This window comes from Phaeobacter sp. CECT 5382 (assembly GCF_001457775.1).
GTDB lineage: Bacteria > Pseudomonadota > Alphaproteobacteria > Rhodobacterales > Rhodobacteraceae > Pseudophaeobacter.
The window spans coordinates 198,713-215,825 of the sequence record NZ_CYSG01000001.1; the positions used below are offsets into that span (position 1 = coordinate 198,713).

A 17,113-nucleotide genomic window follows, 5' to 3' on the forward strand; every position below is an offset into this window, starting at 1 on the left:
ACGACTTCCGGTTGCTCCCTCTGGACCTTCCTGCGCGCGTTCCCTATATAAACAGTCGGATTAACTGTCAGGGATCGACATGACCAACGCTTCCGAACCGCTTGAAGGCACGCCGCTCATTGCGCCGTCTTCCGTTGAACACCCGCTTTTTGATCAGGTCACCGAGGCCTGCAAATCGGTCTATGACCCTGAAATTCCAGTCAATATCTACGAGCTGGGCCTGATCTATACCATCGACATCAATGATGAAAACGATGTGCAGATCATCATGACCCTCACAGCTCCAGGCTGCCCTGTCGCCGGTGAGATGCCCGGCTGGATCGTTGATGCGGTCTCGCCGGTGCCTGGTGTCAAATCCGTCAATGTCGACATCACCTGGGAGCCGCCCTGGGGCATGGAGATGATGTCGGACGAGGCGCGCTTGGAATTGGGCTTTATGTAAAGCGCAGCTCTCGCCCTCAAAGAGTTACAAAAGCTTCACAGGATCGCGGCAAAGGTTTTACCCTGTGCCGCGATTTCTCTTTTGAAATCAATTTCTCAGGAGAACACCGTGCAGACCCCCTTGCGTATCTTTCTGTCCCTGCCGTTTCTATCTGCAATCAGTCTTGTCACTGCCACACCGCAGGTTGCGACGGGTAGCGAAGACGGTCTTAGCTATGGGCCGCGTCCGGCCTATTTGGTCAATATGCTGCCCGAAGGTGCCCTGAAGGAGAAACTACAATCCTGTGCTGGGCAAACGCCCACTCGCAGCAGCTTTTCGATCGGTCATCGTGGCGCGCCTCTGATGTTCCCCGAACACACGGTGCAGTCCAATGTTGCCGCCGCCCAGATGGGGGCCGGCATTCTGGAATGTGATGTCACCTTTACCAAAGATCTGGAACTGATCTGCCGCCACGCGCAAGACGATCTGGCCACCACCACCAATATCCTGACCACCGATCTGGCCGAGACCTGCATCACGCCTTTCACACCTGCCAGCGGCAATACGCCTGCCTTGGCTGAGTGCCGCAGCTCTGATCTCACCCTTGCTGAGTTCCGCAGCCTGACACCCAAGATGGACAGTTTTGACAAAACCGCAACCACTGCCGCGGCCTCCCAGGGCGGCTTAGCCCCGTGGCGCAGCACCCAATATGTCGATGGGGCCACTTCCATGACCCATGCGGAGTCCATCGCTCTGTTCAAATCTCTTGGCACAAAATTCACCCCTGAGCTGAAATCCCCGGCCGTAGAGATGCCATTCAATGGGTTTTCGCTGCAGGACTATGCGCAAAAGATGATCGACGAATACAAGGCTGCGGGCATTCCACCTTCAGATGTCTGGCCCCAGAGCTTTGATCTTGAGGTGGTGAAATACTGGATCGAACACGAGCCAGAATTCGGCAAGCAGGCCGTCTATCTGGATGGCCGTTATAGCGGCGACAGCCCACTGAACCCGATGGATCCGGACAGTTTCAGTCCTTCGATGCAGGAGCTGGCCGACATGGGTGTCAACTATATCGCGCCGCCAATGTGGATGCTGCTGACCTTGGAAAACGGTCAAATGGTGCCCTCGGCCTATGCCACAAAAGCAAAGACGGCCGGGTTGAAGCTGATCACTTGGACGCTTGAACGCTCTGGCCCGCTGACCACTGGGGGCGGCTGGTATTTCCAGACGGTTCAGCCCGCTATTCACGATGCCTCCGGCTATTATCAGGTTCTGGATGTTCTGGCGCAGGATGTCGGGATTGCGGGCATCTTTTCTGACTGGCCTGCAACGGTGACCTACTACGCAAACTGCATGGGGTTTTAAGCCGTTTTAAGACCTTCTGTCCAAGACTTCAGGCGGGCTGCATCTCTCTTGCGGCCCGTTTTGCACTGCGCTGCCTCTTGAGCCTGCGCGCCTGCGGGCCTAGATAGAAGGGTACGCGCGAATTGGAGACACAGATCATGTTCGGCATTCCTGGCAAACAGGCGGTGACAATCACCCCACGGGCAGCAGCCCAGATCACCAAACTGATGCAGAGCGGCGGCCATGCAGGCCTGCGCATCGGCGTCAAAAAGGGTGGCTGTGCAGGCATGGAATATTCCATGGAATATGTCGACACGGCCGATGGCAATGACGAAGTGGTCGAACAGGATGGGGCTCGGGTGATGATCGCTCCTATGGCACAAATGTTTCTGTTTGGCACTGAAATCGACTATGAAACCTCCCTGTTGGAAAGCGGCTTCAAGTTCAACAATCCCAACGTTTCTGAGGCCTGCGGCTGTGGTGAATCTATCAGCTTCAAGGACATGCCCAGCCTTTAGGTGAACCCGTTCCAGGCTTTTGAAGCAGCCGCCCTGGCGGTCTGCGCCAGCAAAAAAGGGATCGGAAAAGTTCAGGAGGGGATTTACCCGGCATTTTCTTTGTCCGATTGCCCCGCCCTGTCCCCAGTGCTACCACAGCGCCAATTCAAAAAACGGGGAATGGCAAATGCGGCGGAAACTGGCAGCAGGCAATTGGAAGATGAATGGCACGAGCGCGGCCCTGGCTGAGCTTGAAACCCTGGCAAAGTCCCATGCACAGGCAAAGGTCGAGATCCTGATCTGCCCCCCTGCAACACTGCTCGCCCATGCTGCTGCAACCACCGTTGATAGCGCTGTCGCCATCGGAGGTCAGGATTGCCATGCCGCTATCAATGGTGCCCATACCGGAGACATCTCCGCCGAGATGCTGAAGGATGCAGGTGCCACAGCTGTCATTCTGGGTCATTCGGAACGACGCTGCGATCACGCAGAGACCAGCGCCCAGGTCGCCGCCAAAACATCCGCAGCCTGGGCCGCGGGCCTCACCGCTATTGTCTGCCTTGGCGAAACCCTTGAACAACGTGAAGCCGGAGAAACGCTGGCGGTGGTCGGCAATCAGCTGGCAAAATCCCTGCCGGATGGTGTGACTGCAGCCAACACCGTCATTGCCTATGAGCCGGTCTGGGCCATTGGCACCGGCAAAGTGCCCACGCTGGAGCAGATCGCCAAGGTGCATGGATTTTTGCGCGCGGCCCTTGCGTCCCGCTTTGGTACACAATTGGCCGATGCCGCCGCCCTTCTCTATGGCGGTTCGGTCAAAGCCAGCAATGCAGCAGAAATTTTTGCCATTTCTAATGTCGATGGCGCACTTGTTGGCGGCGCCAGCCTCAAGGCGGCCGATTTCTCTCCCATCATCACGGCCCTTGAAGCCAGCTGACCGTCGCCGGTTTCATCTTGCCCGAAAAACCGCGAGGTGGATTGACCTTCGGCCCAAAAGACGCAGCACCCCTGACACGCCGCACCACTTAAAACCAAAAAACGCCCCGGAGATCCGGGGCGTTTTCTTTTGCAATAACAACATTTGTTACTTGGTTATGATCTCTGGCCCCATCACCGCATTGGGCAAGACAGTGGAGAGCCAGGGGATATATGTGATCATGATCAGGAAAACAAAAAGCACTGCCAAGAACGGGAGCGCTGCGCGCACCACCGCCATCATCGGCATTCCAGCCACGCCCGAGGTCACAAAGAGGTTGAGCCCTACAGGCGGCGTGATCATTCCGATCTCCATGTTCACCACCATGATGATACCCAGATGGATCGGATCAATCCCCAACTCAATCGCAATCGGAAACACCAGCGGTGCCACGATCACCAGCAGCCCCGAAGGCTCCATGAACTGACCGCCGATCAGCAGGATCACATTGACCACCACCAGGAACATTACCGGGCCGAAACCGGCAGACAGCATGGCATTGGCAATGGTCTGCGGCACCTGCTCATCTGTCAGAACATGCTTCAGGATCAGTGCGTTGGCGATCACGAACAGCAGCGTTACGGTCAGCTTTCCAGCCTCAAACAGCGTGTGCTTGGTGTCAGAGTGGAAAAAGGCCGTGACCAGCGCCTGCGGTTTTTTCAGCAACGAGGTCTTGGCGGCGCCTTCGCCATTGGAGAGCGGGCCCATGTCTTTGTAGACGAAGCTGGCAATCACGAAGGCATAGACCGCTGCCACAGCAGCTGCTTCGGTCGGGGTGAAGATCCCGCCATAGATACCGCCCAGAATAATGACGATCAGGAACAATCCCCAACCGGCTTCGCGCGCCGAGGCAAAGATCTCGCCCCAGCCGTGCCATTCGCCCTTGGGCAGGTTCTTGACCTTGGCCATGATATAGATGGTGACCATGAGCATGATCCCAGCCATCAGGCCAGGAATAACTCCCGCCAGGAACATCCGGCCGACAGACACCTCAACAGCTGCGGCGTAGACCACCATGACGATGGAGGGTGGGATCAGAATGCCTAGCGTGCCAGCGTTACAGATCACCCCGGCTGCAAACTCCTTGCTGTAGCCCACCTGCCGCATGCCTGCGATCACGATGGAACCAATCGCCACGACAGTGGCCGGCGAAGATCCAGAGAGGGCCGCGAACAACATACAGGCAAAGACGCCGGCAATCGCCAGCCCGCCCGGCAGATGCCCAACGCAGGCGATGGAAAAGCGAATGATCCGCCGCGCCACACCGCCTGTGGTCATAAAGCTGGAGGCCAGAATGAAAAAGGGGATCGCCAGCAGGGTGAAATGGCCTTCAAAGGCCTCAAACAGGGTGCCTGCGACCGAAGCGAGGGAGCTGTCGGAATAGATCAGCAGAAACAGCGTCGAGCTGAGGCCAAGCGAGACCGCAATTGGCACCCCGACGAGCAAAAGCCCGATCACCATCGAAAAAAGAAAGACTACTTCCATCAGTCATGTTCCCCTTGCTGGGCCTTCACGGCTTCCAGCTCATCTTCCACTTCATGGCTCGCGACCAGTCGGTCGGTCTCGCCGCGCAGCACCTGCAGGGCCGCCTGGGTAAAACGATAGACCAACAAGAGCATCGACAGCGGCAGCACCACATAGGGCACCACTTTGGGCAGCTTCTCGTAGGGGTCGCCGTAGTTGATCAGATCCTCGAGAAAGCGAAAAATTCCCACCATCGGCACATCCTGCACCTCATAGAAACTTTGCGAGCGCGCTTTCATGTCAAACCCGGTTGGGAACCAGCGGCCTGAGGTCGGCGGCAGATCGGCAAAAACCGCCCAATAGTCATAGGCGCCTTTCAGCAGCAGCAGCGAAAAAACCAGACAGCAGATGGCGGCAAACAGGGCCACCGCCTTGCGCGGACCGGGGTTCAGCATGTTGAGAATGGCATCGACACCCAGATGTGCATGGGTTTTGACCGCATAGGCGGCCCCCAGAAGCACCAACCAGGCAAACAGGAACACCGTCAGCTCCAAAGCCCAGAGAATATTGGAATTAAAGACGAAACGCGCAATCACATTGGCAAAGGTGATCACTGTCATCAGCCCCAGCAGCAGGGCGATCAGCGTTTCTTCGAGTGAGTTGATAAACCCGGACGGGCCGGTTCTTGCCCCCGACATGATGGTCACCCCAGTTTTAGAATGTAAGGAAAGATACGGATCAGGCGGCGGATCCCCTCGCCGCCTGAGAACCAAGGCGCAGGCAGTCTATGACTGGCGCCCTGGTTGCGACCTGCCCCTCGGGCAGGTCGGCTTTAGCTCAGTCAATCGGTTCAGAAACCGGCGTTGATCGCCTGTGCGGCGTCAATCTTGTCTTGACCCACGTCGCCTGCGAACTTCGCCCAAACCGGCATCATGGTTTCAACCCAAGCCTGACGCTGATCAGCATCAAGGCTGCGCACCTCGCCGCCTGCAGCGATGATCGCCTCCTTGGCCGCCAGGTTCACTTCCGTCGATTTCGCGTTGCGTGCCTCTGTAACTTCACCAAGGATAGTGAGGAACTGCTCACGCACCGGCGCATCCAGGCTTTCCAGCCAGTCTACATTGGTCACCACAAGGTAGTCGATGATGCCGTGGTTGGTTTCGGTTACGCCATCCTGCACTTCAAAGAATTTCTTGCCGTAGATATTGGACCAGGTGTTTTCCTGCCCATCAACCACGCCCTGCTGAAGCGCGCCATAGACCTCGGAGAAGGCCATTTTCTGTGGACTACCACCAATGGCTTCCATCTGGGCCACCAGAACATCCGAAGACTGCACGCGGAATTTCAGGCCATTGGCATCCGTCGGCGCAACCAGTGGCTTGTTGGCGGACATTTGCTTCATGCCGTTATGCCAGTAGGCCAGCCCCTGCAGGCCGCGACGCTGCATGCTGTCCAGCAAGGCCTGACCATCAGGAGAGGCCTGGAACGCATCCACAGCATTAATGTTTTTGAACATGAAAGGCAGATCAAACAGGCGGAACTGTTTGGTGAATTTTTCAAACTTCGACAGCGAAGGCGCCGCCAGCTGGACGTCGCCCTGCAGCATAGCTTCGAGAACTTTGTTATCGTTGTACAAAGTCGAGTTCGGATAGACTTCTAGGCACATGGTGCCATTCATCTCATCATTGATGCGCTGTTCCAGCAGCGAGGCCGCAATCCCTTTGGGGTGCTTGTCAGTGTTGGTCACATGGCTGAACTTTACAACGATCTCGCCGTCGTCACAGGCTGCCTGGGCAGCACCAGCGGTTACGGTCAATGCCATCGCAGTGGCAGCAGCAGTCAGGAATTTCATCTTAATCCTCCCAGATTATCAGACACGCCCCCAAATCAGGCGGGAGCCTCTCTCACAGAATTGCGAGTTGCCGCCGATCGCTCAAGAAATGATTTAAATTTGATCCTTCCTAATGTCTTTGCGATATTTTTCAGCACGTTACTTGAAATTGACACAGGCAGCCGCCATGCGAGCCTTGGCCCCTGTGCGAAAATCCGCACAGTCTTTGGAAAGGTTGTGCGAAAAACCGCACAAGGCCACTGCAGATATCACGGCTATAGGAATCGCGCCCAGAATCTATACGAAGCGCTTGTTTGAAAGACTGTTGGCGCCGGTCGTTCTCCTGAGCGCCCGCAATTCTCAGCGTCTGTAATCCTCGGGCCGGATGCCATAGCGCGCCAGCTTGTCATAGAAAGTCTTGCGCGGAAGCTTCAACGCTTCGGCAGCTGCTGCCGCCCGCCCATTCTGACGCCCAAGTGCGGCAATCAGCAGTGACCGTTCGACCTGAGCCATCTGCTCGGCCAGCCCCAGCTCGGTGGCCTCGGTGATCTCATCCGGCATGCCAAGAACAAACCGCATCGCCGCCGACATCAGCGAGCGTGCATTACCTGGCCAGTCCTGCGCCATCAGGGCGGCAAGATGCTCCTCGCTGACCTGCGGTGCCTCAATCCCGGCCTGCTCCGCCGCCTGAGCGACATAGTGGCGAAACAGCACGGGAATATCACCGGGACGTTCCGCCAATGATGGCACGCGCACCCGCATGCCTTCGAGCCGGTAATAGAGATCGGCACCAAAGCTTCCCGCCGCGACCAATGCGGCGAGATCGGCAGTACTGCCAGCAATCACGCGCGGCTCTGCGCCCTGCTCCAGGCGTTCCAGCAGCGCATATTGCACCGCTTCGGACAAGGCAGAGATCTCATCAAGGAAGAGCGACCCGCCAGCGGCCTGATGACACAGATCCTCAAATCCCGCCGGGCTGAGCCCCGCCGAGGGCGATTTGACAAACGGCGCCTGCGCCCGTGGAGACATCAGGTGGATCACTTCTGCCACCTTGGAGATCCCACTGCCGGCAGGCCCGGCCACCAGCACCTCAGCGGCAGTCGGCGCAGCCATGCGTACCCGCGTGCGCAGCTCCTTTGACTGGCTGGATGTTCCAAACAACATCCGTGCAGCCGGGTCACCATCTTCCAGCTGCTGTTTGAAATGCCGGTTCTCCAGCACCAGCCTGCGTGTTTTCAACGCCCGTTCCAGAACCGACACCAGATCCGCCGTCACACAGGGCTTTTCCAGAAATCCAAAGGCACCACGCGACATCGCCTTGACCGCCATGGGGATATCGCCTTCGCCGGTCAACAAGATCACCGGCAGATCCTCGTCCTGCCCCTGCACATAGTCGAGCAGATGAAATCCATCCCGCCCGGGCATTCGGATATCAGACAGGATAACCCCATTGAAATCTTTCTGAATCAGATCCTTCGCCGCCACAAAAGAGCCTGCGGTAACCGGTTCCAGATCATGCAGCTCCAGCGTTTGCGCCAGCGCTTCGCGCAGGGCTGCGTCATCATCGACAACCAGAACTTTGTGGCTCATCCTGCGTCCTCCGGGCTCCAGCGATCCAGCTCCACAGTGAAAACCGCCCCCTGAGCGGCGTTTGCACCCCGGATATTGCCGCCAAAGCTTTGCAAAAGCCCATAGGAGATCGACAGGCCCAGCCCCATTCCTTCGGAGCTGCTGACAACCTTGGTGGAATAAAATGGATCAAACATCTTTTCCGGCTCCCGGATACCCGGCCCGATATCCTTGACCGAAACCGACAGCCGTCGACCGGCGTCCTGAGTGACATCCAAAGCAACCGTAATCGCCCGGTCAGCCTGCCCCAGCATGGCATCGGCAGCATTGTTGATCAGATTGACAAAAACCTGCGTCAGCCGCACCTCACCGCCCCAGGCATAGACCGGATCGCCGCCCTGCGGTGGCTTCCAGTCAAGCGAGACCCTGTCAGTCTCAAGCCGGGATGCTGTCAACTCGACGGCAGTGTTGATCACCTGCACAAGATCTACCCGCGCCATGGGCTCGTTCTCATTGCGCGAAAAGGATCGCAGGTTCTTGATGATCCGCGCCATACGCGCCGACATCCCGGCAATCCGCGTCAGGTTTTCGCCGACCCGCTCTGTTTGTTCCCGCTGCAAAAAGGCTTCGGCGTTTTCGGCATATTGCTGGATTGCCATCAGCGGCTGGTTTAGCTCGTGGCTGATCCCTGCCGACATCTGCCCCAGAGCGGACAATTTCCCCGCCTGCACCAGTTCCTCCTGCGCCTTTTTGAGCGCGGCCTCAGCCTCTTCACGCTCGCTGACTTCCCGGCGCAGCTGGCTGTTGGTGGATTGCAGGGCCCGGGTGCGTGCCTCGACCCGGCTTTCGAGAACCGCATTGGCCTCGGCCAGGGTGCGCCGTCGCTCCATGGTCAGGAACAAAAATGTACCAAAGGCCAAACACAGTGCGGCCAGTGCGGCCGATTGCAACACTGCGATCCGCCGGGCCGGGGCGACATCCACCAAAATCTGCCCCTGCAGGCCGATCACCGGCAGATCCACCGCCAGATGCAGCGCCCGCTGCGGCAGATAGGGGCTCCAGGACAGCTCCCAAATATCATGGCCTCCATAGCTGGAGACCTCGAGCGCCACATCGACCCCATTCTGCGGAGAAATGCCCAGCCCCGCTTCCGCCCGACGCCAGAACAGCAATTCTGGCCGGTTGGAAATAAACACCTCCCCGTCGTCGTTGGTAAAGAACACCGCCGGTAAGGACCCGCGCCAAGTCTGTTCTACGTCCTCGACATCAGCCACGACGATCAGGGCCCCTTGCAGCCCCTGTTCAGCTTTGAAACTTGGTGCAGCGTAAAAATAGGCACGACGCCCGCCAGTGCTCAGAACCCCTGAGCCGGTGCCCAAAGCCCCCTGCATGGCGCGGTGAAAATATCCCTCAGAAGCGACATTCGCAGGGGCGATGCCCGCGGCAGAGACTAAAACCTTGCCGGATCTGTCGGCATAGAACACATCCAGGGCCGCGGTCTTATCCGCAACTGAGCGCAGCAGCGCCTGCGCAGCCTTGCGGTCCGCAGCGGTCTGCAATGTCGCCAAGGCAGGATGATCGGCCATCAGGACGGCAAGCTCCTGATAAATCTGCAGCTGCGTGCTTACCCTATCAGAGGCCAGCGCCAGATCAGCGGCGCTGCGTTCGGCCAATGAATCAAGCGCCTGCCGAAATCCATAACTCCAGGTGGCCCCGGCAATACCCACAATCGCCAGCGCAAACCCCAGCAACAACGTCCAACGATGCAATATTTCCAGCCCACTTCTGTCTGCCTTTTCAAAGGCACTCTAGCAAATGTTGCCTTGCAAAGACCAGCCACGATGGCAAAAGTCGCCCCATGAAAACAGTCATTCAATCCCCTACCGACCCCGCATTTGTCCAGAACCCCTATCCGTTTTATGCCAAGGCCCGCGCCGAGGGCGGACTGCACTATTGGCAGGATTACAAAATGCCGACCGCCTTTCGCCGGGCAGCGGTCCACGCGCTGCTGCGCGACCGTCGCTTTGGTCGCGAAATCCCGGCGGAAATGGCTCAGGACGGCCCAGCGCATCTGGCGCCCTTTCTCGCCGTCGAGGCCCATTCCATGTTGGAAGCGGAGCCTCCACGCCACACCCGGCTGCGCAGGCTGGTAATGCGCGCCTTCACCTCGCGCGAGATTCAGGCCCAGGAGGCTGGCATTGCCAGCCTTTGCCATCAGTTAATTGACGCATTTCCCGACGCCCCTTTTGATTTGCTTGAACACTATTGCACCCAGGTACCGGTCATCGTGATCTGCCGCCTGTTGGGGGTTCCTGCCAAAATGGCGCCGCAACTGCTCAACTGGTCCCATGATATGGTGGCGATGTATCAGGCTGGCAAAACCCATGACACCGAACTGGCCGCCGCCCGCGCCGCACAGGAATTTTCTGGCTTTCTGCGTGACTATGTGGGGCTGCGTCGGGCTGACCCGCAAGACGATCTTATCACCCGGCTGATCGCAGCCGAAGAGGAAGGCGACAAGCTCAGCACGGATGAGCTCATCGGCACCTGCATTCTTTTGTTGAACGCAGGCCACGAAGCCACCGTGCACGCACTTGGAAACGGGGTGAAATGCATGCTGGAACAGGGCTGGGATCCAGCCTGGCTGGCCGCAGATAGCGTTGCCAACCTTGTCGAAGAAATCCTGCGGTTCGACCCGCCCCTGCATATGTTCACCCGCTACGCCTATGAAGAGGCCGAGGTCATGGGACATACCTTCCAACGCGGCGATCAGGTCGCATTGTTGCTGGCGGCCGCCAATCGCGACCCCGCTGCCGAAGACGACCCCGAGGTCTTTGACCCGACACGCCCGGCCCGCACCAATACATCTTTTGGAGGTGGGCTGCATTTCTGCGTCGGCGCGCCACTTGCGCGCATGGAAATGCAGATCGCCCTGCCCATTCTGTTTGAGCGCTGCCCCAACCTGCGCCTAGCCGAGGAACCTCGCTACAGCAACAGCTACCATTTCCACGGGCTGACGGAATTGCGTGTCACGCGCTGAGCAACGCATTCGCGAGTCAAGGAGGGCCAACGGCCCCCGTGCTCTGCACGGCTTGTCCTTGACGCGCATTCTCAATCATACTGGCTTAGGCGCCTTCAGGGGCAGACCGCCCCCTGAAGCGCTTCTCAGCAGGTTAAACACCGATCACCACCGCCGCAGGCTCAACGTTCTGCGTCACCTCACCCCATGCCTGAACCAGCGCGCGGAAGCGCTCCTTTTGGTCACGCCTTGCAAAGCGCAGGATCTCCCCTAGCTTTCCAGCGGCAGCATGGTGGTGGATTTGATCTCTTCCATCGACAACAGCGCAGTCACATTGTGCACTCGCACTTCTGAAATCAGCGCCTGGTAGAATTTGTCATAGGCTCGCGCGTTCTGCACCCGCACCTTGAGAATATAGTCAATATCGCCTGCCAGACGATGCGCCTCCTGCACTTCCGGACGGTCCTGCAGCGCTTTGAGGAACTTCTGCTGCCAATCCGCCTCATGCTCTGAGGTGCGGATCAGAACAAAGAAGCAGGCCTCAAACCCCAGAGCCTCTGCATCCAGCACAAAGGTCTGCTGACCGATCACGCCGGCCTCGCGCAATTTGCGGATGCGATTCCACACCGGGGTCTTGGAACTGCCCACTTGCCGCGCAATTTCGTCCAGGGATTGCCCGGCATCGCGCTGCAGTTCCGCCAGAATTTTCCGGTCCGTGGCATCGATCCGCACTGTCATTCTCTTATTCCCTCTGGTTCAGGACCATTCCATCCGATTGCACGTCAACTCGGAACAAACTTCCTTATTTGCCCAAGCATATAGCGTATTGGTGGGAATATTTCCTATATCTTACCTCAAGTCAAACAACAGAAAAGAGGTCCGACATGACCGGTCCCGTGACACATATCGCCCAAGCCACCGCTCAGACCCGCAGCGGCATGTGTTGCCTTGTCAAAGGCCAGGTGGCCTTTGCCGGATCCGGCCCCGGGGATCCGGATTTGCTGACCGTCAAAGTCGCGCGTGCATTGCAAGACGCAGACGTGGTGCTGTTCGACCGCCTTGTCAGTGCCGAGATCCTGGCGCTTGCAGGTGCACACACACAGCTCGAAGACGTTGGCAAAGAGGGCTTTGGCCCCTCCATGAGCCAGGATGAGATCTGTGCCCGTATGATTACCCATGCACAGACTGGCAAGAAAGTGCTGCGCTTGAAATCTGGTGACCCCACCATTTTTGGCCGTCTGGACGAAGAACTGACCGCCTGTGAAGACGCAGGTGTCAGCTATCAGATCATGCCCGGCATCACCGCCGCCTCGGCCGCTGTGGCTGGCATTGGTCAAAGTCTGACTCAGCGCGGCCGCAACTCTTCGGTGCGGTTTCTCACTGGCCATGACATGCGCGGTTTTGCCGATCAGGATTGGGCAGCGCTGGCGCGCCCCGGTGAAGTGGCCGCCATCTATATGGGCAAAAAATCCGCCCGTTTTGTGCAGGGCCGTCTGATCATGCATGGGGCCAATCGCGCCACACCGATCACCATCGTTGAAAACGCTTCGCGCGCTGATCAGCGCGTGCTGGAAACCACACTGGAACACCTGCCAGCCGATCTGGCGCAGGCCGCCTTTGACGGCCCTGCTCTCACCTTTCTTGGGCTGGCGCCACGCCAAAGCGTCGCCGCCCTTTCTGACCTGAACATGGAGCTCGCATAATGGCCCGCCCCTTTACACCCAAAGTCATCACCGCCAACGACCTGCTCGAAGGTGACGTGATCTATTTCAAAGCCGACGACAGCTGGACCCGTGATTTGACCGAGGCCGAACTGATCGTGGATGAGGCCGAAGCCCAGCTGCGCCTGCTGGACGCCGAGCGCCAGAACATTTCCATCGTCGGTGCCTATCTTGCCGATGCAAAGGCCGGTGAAAACGGCCCCGAACCTGTGCATTTCCGCGAAGATTTCCGCCGCAAGGGCCCATCCAACTACAGCCACGGCAAACAGGAGGCCGAAGCCCATGTATAAGTACAACGCCTTTGACGATGCCTTTTTGGCCGAACGCAACGCCCAGTTCCGTGCCCAGGTCGCACGCCGTATTGACGGCTCGCTCACCGAAGATGAGTTCAAACCCCTGCGCCTGATGAATGGCGTATATCTGCAGCTGCATGCCTATATGCTGCGGGTCGCCATCCCCTATGGCACGCTGAATTCTGCCCAGATGCGTCAGCTCGCGCTGCTGGCAGAGAAGTGGGACAAGGGCTACGGCCACTTCACCACACGTCAGAACATCCAGTACAACTGGCCCAAGCTCAACGACATCCCCGACATGCTGGATGCTTTGGGAGAAGTCGGCCTGCACGCGATCCAAACCTCGGGCAATACCATCCGCAACACCACTGCGGACCATTTTGCCGGTGCCGCCGCAGATGAGCTGACAGACCCGCGGCCCTATGCCGAACTGATCCGCCAGTGGTCGACAGATCATCCGGAGTTTCAGTTCCTGGGCCGCAAGTTCAAGATCGCCATCACCGGCAGCCCCAATGACCGCGCCGTGACCAAGGCCCATGACGTAGGTCTGCGCATGGTCGAACGCGATGGTGAGATCGGATTCGAGGTCATCGTTGGCGGTGGCCTTGGCCGTACGCCCATGGTCGGCAAGGTCATTCGTGACTTCCTGCCGCAGCCGGATCTGCTGCCCTATCTGGAATCCGTGCTCAGCGTCTATAACGTGCTGGGGCGCCGCGATAACAAATACAAAGCCCGCATCAAGATCACCGTGCAGGAAAACGGCATCGACAAGATCCGCGAGCTGGTAGAGGCCCGCTTTGAAGAGCGTCGCCATGAGTTCGACGGCACCGATCAAGCACTTCTGACCGAGATCAAGACCCACTTCACCCCGCCTTCCCTGCGTGCAGGGGCAACTGACGCCTATCGGGCGGCCTATGACGCGGACCCTGTGTTTCGCGCTTGGGCAGACACCAACCTGACCGAACACCGCGATGCGGATCATGCCATTGTCACGATCTCGATCAAGGCTCACGGGGCGACCCCCGGTGACGCCAGCGCCGAACAAATGCGCGTGATGGCAGATCTGGCCGAACAGTTTGGCTATGACGAACTGCGCATCAGCCACCAGCAGAACGTGATCCTGCCGCATGTCCACAAGAGCGACCTGCCCGCCATTCACGCCAAGCTGAAAGAACACGCCTTGGCCACTGCCAATATCGGTCTGATCTCAGATATCATCGCCTGCCCTGGCATGGACTACTGCGCCCTGGCCACAGCGCGCTCGATTCCTGTGGCACAGGAAATCGCGGCCCGGTTTGACGACCTGAAGCAGGAGCATGACATCGGGCATCTGCAGATCAAGATCTCGGGCTGCATCAATGCCTGTGGTCACCACCATGTCGCCCATATCGGCATTCTGGGCTTGGATCGCGCCGGGGTTGAAAACTACCAGATCACCCTGGGCGGCGACGCCACAGAAACCGCAGCCATCGGCACCCGCACCGGTCCCGGCTTTGCCTATGACGAGATTGTCCCGGCGGTCGAACGCCTGGTTGCAACCTATCTTGAGATCCGCACCGGTGAAGAGGAGACTTTCCTCGAGACCTATCGCCGCCTCGGCATGGAGCCCTTCAAGTCCGCGCTCTATCCCGAGGCTCAGAAAAAGGTGGCATAGCCCCATGGTGAACCTCGAAGCACAGAACACTAAACCGGGCGGGGCTTCTGTAGCCCCGCACGATCTACAGGTTGAACTGGCCCAAAAAGTCGCTAATCTCAACGCCCGCTACCGCCACCACTCTGCCACTGCAGTGATGCAGGGCGCGCTGGAGGATGCGGGTCACATCGCGCTGGTCTCTAGTTTTGGAGCGGAATCCGTGGTTCTGCTCCACATGGCCGCTGTCATCGACCCTATGGTGCCGGTGCTGTTTGTGGATACCGAACTGCTGTTCACCGAAACGCTGGTCTATCAGCAAGAGGTGAGCGAGCGCCTGGGCCTGCGCAATGTGCAGATCGTCAAGGCGGCGGATATCGCCACCCGGGATCCCTATGGTGCGCTGCGGTTTTCCGACACCGATGCCTGCTGTGGCTTGCGCAAGACCGCGCCCTTGCAGGCGGCGCTCGACGGGTTCGACGGCTGGATTACCGGACGCAAACGCTTTCAGGCTGGCAGCCGGGCAGCACTTGATTTCTTTGAGATCGAAGAGACCGCCGCTGGCCCAACCGGGCGCATCAAGATCAACCCGCTGGCCCATTGGGCACCAGAGGACGTACGCGCCTATATGGACGAGAACCGCCTGCCGCGGCACCCGCTGGTGGCCAAGGGCTATCCTTCGATTGGCTGTGCGCCTTGCACATCACCAGTGAAGGCAGGCGAAGATCCCCGCGCCGGACGCTGGCGCGATCAGAACAAGGAAGAATGTGGCATCCACGTCGTGAACGGCCAATTCATCCGTACAGGAGCATGAGTGATATGACTGTTATTGTAACCGACGCAGGCTTTGGCCCTGATACCTGGACCGCAGGTTTCGAGGATGCGGCCGCACTGGATCTCACCTCAGATGCGGACCCGGCTGCGTTGACCGACAGCATTGGTGCTGTGCAGATCATCCGCATTGATTTCCCCAGCTTTGCCGATGGTCGCGGCTTTACTCTGGCGCGGCAATTGCGCCTGATGGGCTATCAGGGCCGCCTGCGCGCCAAGGGACATGTGCTGGCAGACCAATATGCGATGGCGCGCCGCACCGGGTTTGACGAAGTGGAGATCAGCGATGATCTCGCCGCCCGGCAACCGCAAGAGCAATGGCTTGCCCGGGCCCAGTGGAAGGCCCATAACTATCAGGCCCGCCTGCGCGGCAGCGCGGCTGCCAACTAAGCCAGCCCACCCCCAGCAAGCCCCTCACCAGTCCGGGATTGCCCTGATTTCTGCATGTCGCAGCGTCAAAGACGTTACGATGGTACAGATTCCGGGGCTTCCCCTGACCTACATCAAAGATTAATCAGAGGTGCCGGTTAAAACCACCGGCAGTGCAACCGATGAACGAGATTTCACCCGTGACCGATGCTGCGACCAATGCCGCGCCTGTAAAGGCTGCCCCCGCCCTGCCCGATGCCCAGACTGTGACGCAAGTCAAACACTGGACGGATAAACTGTTCTCTTTCCGGGTGACGCGTCCTGCCTCGTTGCGGTTCCGTTCGGGTGAATTCGTGATGATCGGCCTGATGGGCGAGGTCAATGAGAAGACCGGAAAGCAAAAGCCACTGCTGCGCGCCTACTCCATCGCATCGCCCAGCTGGGACGAGGAAATGGAGTTCTACTCGATCAAAGTCGAAGACGGGCCGCTGACATCGCGCTTGCAGCACATCAAGGTGGGCGACGAAATCATTCTGCGTCCCAAACCAGTTGGCACCCTGGTGCATGACGCGCTGATCCCCGGCAAACGCATCTGGTTCTTTGCCACCGGCACCGGGTTTGCACCCTTTGCATCTTTGCTGCGCGAGCCACAAACTTATGAAGATTACGACGAAGTCATCATCACCCATACCTGCCGCACCGCTGGTGAGCTGACCTATGGCGCCGAGCTGATCGAAGGTCTGAAAACCGATGAGTTGCTCAATGAGGTGATCGGCGAAGGCTTCTGGAAGAAGATCAAATACTACCCCACCACCACCCGCGAGGAGAGCCCAAAGATGGGCCGGATCACCGATCTCATCAATTCGGGTGAAGCCTATAAGGATCTCGATGTGACGCCGCTGTGCCCAAACAATGACCGGGCAATGATCTGTGGCAACATGGCCTTCAATCTTGAACTGAAGGACATGCTTGAAAAAGCAGGTCTTGAAGAAGGCGCCAATTCCAAACCCGCGCAATATGTGGTGGAAAAGGCCTTTCTGGACTAGATCTCTCAAGACGAGACCTTATCGCGCCAGATCTCTTACTGACCGAGCGATCTGATTTTGCCAAAGGGCGGCCCCATCCAGAGGCCGCCCTTCGTTTTT

General features: G+C 58.4%; 17 protein-coding genes. 11 read left to right on the plus strand and 6 right to left on the minus strand.

What is annotated here, in order from left to right; translation table 11 throughout:
* Nucleotides 1-79 precede the first annotated feature (79 nt).
* The 4 genes from PH5382_RS00925 (at nt 80) to tpiA (ending at nt 3,202) form a co-directional block, all read left to right on the plus strand.
* Complete coding sequence (locus tag PH5382_RS00925) at nt 80-442, plus strand: SUF system Fe-S cluster assembly protein (RefSeq protein WP_058332459.1); 363 nt, start codon at nt 80-82, stop codon at nt 440-442.
* Nucleotides 443-598: 156 nt separating this feature from the next.
* Nucleotides 599-1,789 carry a glycerophosphodiester phosphodiesterase family protein gene (locus tag PH5382_RS00930; protein WP_231751771.1) on the plus strand — a complete coding sequence of 397 codons (1,191 nt, stop codon included), beginning with the start codon at nt 599-601 and terminating at the stop codon, nt 1,787-1,789.
* 137 nt (nt 1,790-1,926) lie between these two features.
* Nucleotides 1,927-2,286, plus strand: a complete 360-nt coding sequence (locus PH5382_RS00935) for a HesB/IscA family protein (RefSeq protein WP_058332460.1) — start codon at nt 1,927-1,929, stop codon at nt 2,284-2,286.
* Nucleotides 2,287-2,452: 166 nt separating this feature from the next.
* Nucleotides 2,453-3,202, plus strand: coding sequence for a triose-phosphate isomerase (gene tpiA / locus PH5382_RS00940; RefSeq protein ID WP_058332461.1), 750 nt, complete (start codon nt 2,453-2,455; stop codon nt 3,200-3,202).
* 147 nt (nt 3,203-3,349) lie between these two features.
* On the opposite strand, the gene PH5382_RS00945 is transcribed toward tpiA, so the two are convergent.
* The 5 genes from PH5382_RS00945 to PH5382_RS00965 form a co-directional block, all read right to left on the minus strand.
* On the minus strand, nt 3,350-4,726 hold the full coding sequence (locus PH5382_RS00945) for a TRAP transporter large permease (protein WP_058332462.1): 1,377 nt from the start codon (nt 4,724-4,726) through the stop codon (nt 3,350-3,352).
* On the minus strand, nt 4,726-5,403 hold the full coding sequence (locus tag PH5382_RS00950) for a TRAP transporter small permease (protein ID WP_058332463.1): 678 nt from the start codon (nt 5,401-5,403) through the stop codon (nt 4,726-4,728). Before PH5382_RS00950 ends, PH5382_RS00945 begins: the two co-directional genes overlap by 1 nt.
* Before the next feature lie 152 nt (nt 5,404-5,555).
* Complete coding sequence (locus PH5382_RS00955) at nt 5,556-6,557, minus strand: DctP family TRAP transporter solute-binding subunit (RefSeq protein WP_058332464.1); 1,002 nt, start codon at nt 6,555-6,557, stop codon at nt 5,556-5,558.
* 339 nt (nt 6,558-6,896) lie between these two features.
* On the minus strand, nt 6,897-8,126 hold the full coding sequence (locus PH5382_RS00960) for a sigma-54-dependent transcriptional regulator (RefSeq protein WP_058332465.1): 1,230 nt from the start codon (nt 8,124-8,126) through the stop codon (nt 6,897-6,899).
* On the minus strand, nt 8,123-9,874 hold the full coding sequence (locus tag PH5382_RS00965; RefSeq protein ID WP_058332466.1) for a sensor histidine kinase: 1,752 nt from the start codon (nt 9,872-9,874) through the stop codon (nt 8,123-8,125). The genes PH5382_RS00960 and PH5382_RS00965 overlap by 4 nt, the downstream gene beginning before the upstream one ends.
* Before the next feature lie 89 nt (nt 9,875-9,963).
* Between PH5382_RS00965 and PH5382_RS00970 the strand changes: the two genes are divergently transcribed.
* A complete protein-coding gene (locus tag PH5382_RS00970) occupies nt 9,964-11,145 on the plus strand; it encodes a cytochrome P450 (protein WP_058332467.1) in 1,182 nt (393 codons plus the stop codon).
* A gap of 249 nt (nt 11,146-11,394) precedes the next feature.
* Here the strand turns inward: PH5382_RS00970 and PH5382_RS00975 are convergent, their stop codons facing one another.
* The gene (locus tag PH5382_RS00975; protein ID WP_058332468.1) at nt 11,395-11,862 is read right to left on the minus strand and encodes an Lrp/AsnC family transcriptional regulator; all 468 of its coding nucleotides are present in this window, start codon (nt 11,860-11,862) and stop codon (nt 11,395-11,397) included.
* Nucleotides 11,863-12,062: 200 nt separating this feature from the next.
* Here PH5382_RS00975 and cobA point away from each other — a divergent pair, with 200 nt between their 5' ends.
* The 6 genes from cobA (at nt 12,063) to PH5382_RS01005 (ending at nt 17,014) form a co-directional block, all read left to right on the plus strand.
* Complete coding sequence (gene cobA, locus PH5382_RS00980; protein ID WP_231751772.1) at nt 12,063-12,827, plus strand: uroporphyrinogen-III C-methyltransferase; 765 nt, start codon at nt 12,063-12,065, stop codon at nt 12,825-12,827.
* The gene (locus PH5382_RS00985; protein WP_058332470.1) at nt 12,827-13,135 is read left to right on the plus strand and encodes a DUF2849 domain-containing protein; all 309 of its coding nucleotides are present in this window, start codon (nt 12,827-12,829) and stop codon (nt 13,133-13,135) included. The genes cobA and PH5382_RS00985 overlap by 1 nt, the downstream gene beginning before the upstream one ends.
* Nucleotides 13,128-14,792, plus strand: coding sequence for a nitrite/sulfite reductase (locus PH5382_RS00990; protein WP_058332471.1), 1,665 nt, complete (start codon nt 13,128-13,130; stop codon nt 14,790-14,792). The genes PH5382_RS00985 and PH5382_RS00990 overlap by 8 nt, the downstream gene beginning before the upstream one ends.
* Nucleotides 14,793-14,796: 4 nt before the next feature.
* Entirely contained in the window at nt 14,797-15,582 is a 786-nt protein-coding gene (locus tag PH5382_RS00995; protein ID WP_082645527.1) for a phosphoadenylyl-sulfate reductase, read from the plus strand.
* Nucleotides 15,583-15,587: 5 nt separating this feature from the next.
* Nucleotides 15,588-15,989 carry a DUF934 domain-containing protein gene (locus PH5382_RS01000; protein ID WP_058332661.1) on the plus strand — a complete coding sequence of 134 codons (402 nt, stop codon included), beginning with the start codon at nt 15,588-15,590 and terminating at the stop codon, nt 15,987-15,989.
* Nucleotides 15,990-16,150: 161 nt separating this feature from the next.
* On the plus strand, nt 16,151-17,014 hold the full coding sequence (locus PH5382_RS01005; protein ID WP_058332472.1) for a ferredoxin--NADP reductase: 864 nt from the start codon (nt 16,151-16,153) through the stop codon (nt 17,012-17,014).
* Nucleotides 17,015-17,113 lie beyond the last annotated feature (99 nt).